This window comes from Bradyrhizobium sp. Leo78 (genome assembly GCF_059512425.1).
In genome coordinates this window covers 1-2,639 of record NZ_JCAMOT010000123.1, presented here as the reverse complement: position 1 = coordinate 2,639, position 2,639 = coordinate 1, and the positions used below count along the sequence as shown (strand labels likewise).

At 58.3% G+C, this 2,639-nt stretch carries 2 protein-coding genes and 2 pseudogenes; 1 reads left to right on the top strand and 3 read right to left on the bottom strand.

Annotated elements, in window-relative coordinates:
- Positions 1–225 (top strand): annotated as a pseudogene (locus AC5ZG1_RS43740) (IS630 family transposase); the annotation flags it as partial.
- Positions 226–275: 50 nt separating this feature from the next.
- Here the strand turns inward: AC5ZG1_RS43740 and AC5ZG1_RS43735 are convergent.
- From AC5ZG1_RS43735 to AC5ZG1_RS43725, 3 genes and pseudogenes are all read right to left on the bottom strand, one after another.
- Positions 276–1,612 (bottom strand): annotated as a pseudogene (locus tag AC5ZG1_RS43735) (IS701 family transposase).
- A 175-nt stretch (positions 1,613–1,787) separates the two neighbouring features.
- Positions 1,788–2,195, bottom strand: coding sequence for an MFS transporter (locus AC5ZG1_RS43730; RefSeq protein ID WP_028169440.1), 408 nt, complete (start codon positions 2,193–2,195; stop codon positions 1,788–1,790).
- Positions 2,196–2,204: 9 nt separating this feature from the next.
- Positions 2,205–2,387, bottom strand: a complete 183-nt coding sequence (locus AC5ZG1_RS43725) for a hypothetical protein (protein ID WP_028169439.1) — start codon at positions 2,385–2,387, stop codon at positions 2,205–2,207.
- Positions 2,388–2,639: the final 252 nt, after the last annotated feature.

Below are 2,639 nucleotides of genomic sequence, written 5' to 3'. Positions count from 1 at the left end.
TGGATCAATCAGATCGAGCGCTGGTTCGCTGAGCTCACCAGAAAGCAAATCCAGCGAGGTGTTCACACCTCCGTCAGACAGCTCGAGGCCGACATCCGTACCTTCATCGAACGGCACAACAACAACCCGAAGCCCTTCAAATGGACCAAGTCCGCAGACCAGATCTTGGCTTCTGTCAAACGCTTCTGTCACAAAGCTCAGCAGACTTTATGTGGCGAACTTTAGATTCACGTGACTAGCACTACTTTGGCAGATTGTGTTTTCGCCGCTGTTTTTCACGGATTTGCTTTCGGCAATATGGGCACTGCTGAGACGGCGGCCGAAGGATGAGATCGACGATGGCGTGACGTACGGCTGGCATGGTTGGCTGAGGCGGAGGCCCGTTGATTCTTTTTTTTCCGCCCCGCGTATGCGAGGCGACGATGTTGCAGGAAGGCGTAGGCAATCATTGTCATCAAGGCGTGGCGATGAAGACCTTGCCATGATCGCCCTTCGAAGTGATCAAGTCCAAGTTCCTCCTTCAACTGCTGATGCGCCTGCTCACAAATCCACCGTGCCTTGATGGTGGCGGCCAGCGTGCGCAGATCCGTCGCCGCCGGAAGGTTGGCCAGATAGTATTTCTTCTCCCCGGACGCACGTTGCTCGCCAATGAGCCAGGCTTCGTCGCCTGGGAGATGCTGCTGACCTTTATCCCATATCCGCTGCGGAGGGCCGTCGGCGGTCCGGACGCGGAGAGCAGCAAATTGGGCTTTAAGCCGACCTTTCGTCCCGCTACGCCAACTCACGGTTTTCCATTTGGCGCTGACGAGCATTTGTTCTGCGGCAATCGATAAGATATCGGGCACGTGGTGCTTTCGCGGTTTTCCGCGGACTTTGGTAATCGGCCAAATGAGCTTCACATCGACCGGTGCCGAGGGATGCCGACAGCCCAGGTCAGCCCGCGCTCTGTTAGCCCTTGTCGAAACGGTGCGCTGAGGCCGTATCCTGCATCCGCCAGCACACATCCAAAGCGCACGTTGGCTGCCATCGCGCGGTCAATCTCGGCTAGAGCAATCTCGGGCTTGGACCGTGCCGTTCGATGTTCGACTGGCACGCGAGCGCGCTTCATACGAGATACGTCGCTTGTCCAACTGTCAGGCAGAAAGAGACGTAACGCGACCATCACTGGCACTTCGCCGCGCGCAAGCGTTAAAGACACCAGCGTTTGGCAATTTGCCGTTTTACCGAGAGCCGACGCGTATTGAGCCGCAACACCGACCGATCGCTCACCCTTCTTCGGCAGTGAGGTGTCATCGATAACCAGCATCGCATCCCTGCCGCCGACAAGTCGGTCCGCCTGGTTGAGCAGCTCCGTCTCCAGCGGCGTCGCATCCCAGACACCGTCCGCAATGAAATGGTGCAACTGGTCGTAGTTGCTCGTGGCAAGGCGTTCCGCCATCGGCTGAACGCTCTTGCGATCGCCCGGACCGATCAATCCCGCAACATACAGAGGACACATCCGCTGCCGGGTCTTATGACCCAGCCGGTCCAAGAACGGCATCAGCCAGCGTTCGAGTTCGTCTTCCCATCCCGGCATGGTCAGCCCTCCAAGAGCCGACCACCCATGAATCATTGAAAAATTGATTCGGGAATCCTATAAAACGCGGCAAAATCAACAATCTGCCAAAGTAGTGCTAGTTTAACGAGAGGCGAAGAAAGCGGAGTTTCCCCGCTCCCATGCTTCACGGGCGCGAGGAGCAGGCTCGCTGATGACGATCGGGGCTCTACACGCGCATCTATAATTTTAATTAGGGTTGATGAAAAAGCCCCGACGAGCAGCCAGCCAATGCGGTTATCGCGCCGGAGCCGGCACATTCGCGGATGGTGAATTGCGCGTGAAAGCCGGACATCGGTGGACGCTTCGCTGCACGTTCTAGTTCGACCGCATCGACATTCGCAGCGACATCGATGAATTTGAGAAAGGCGCCGAAGGCAGCTAGCACGGCCCCGAGCGCCACAGGCGTGCCGGCAACCGCGAGCCACGGCAGGATGAGCGCAATCCCGAACCAGCCGATCCGGATGATTGATTTGCTGCCGTAGCGCGCGCTCAACAGCCTGATCAGAAGCATCGAGATGACTGAGCTGATTCCCAGACAGAGCAGCAGAAAACCGAGGACTTCGTTATCGACAACCAGCCGCTCCTTCGCGAACGGCACCAGCGGCGCCTAGCCCGCAATGCCGAAACCGGCGACAAAGAATGCAAGGCGCGTCATGATCCGGCTGGCCAGACGACCGACGGACACCATCGGGAAAGCCCGGAGGAAGAGTGTGGTTTCCTGTTCGCACACGCTAATGACATCGCGGCGCAGCGAGAGCGGCTGCGATCGCAGTTGCAGCCCCTCCAACATGGTGTTTCATGTCCCCTCACAACACGTTGGCGGGGCGGCCGGACGCAATGGAGGACGTGCGGAGTCCGTCCCTACAGCGCCCCCCGCCTCCGAGCGGTGATGCTGCCCCGAATGGAGCAAGTGGCGTGCCGACATTGAAAGTTGGAGGTTCTACAGTCGCTTCGTACCGGGTGTGTGAAATGGACCCCGATTGTGGGACCACGTGCTTAGTTGGAAGGGGCTGCTCCGTTTGATAGACGGAGCGCATGATGA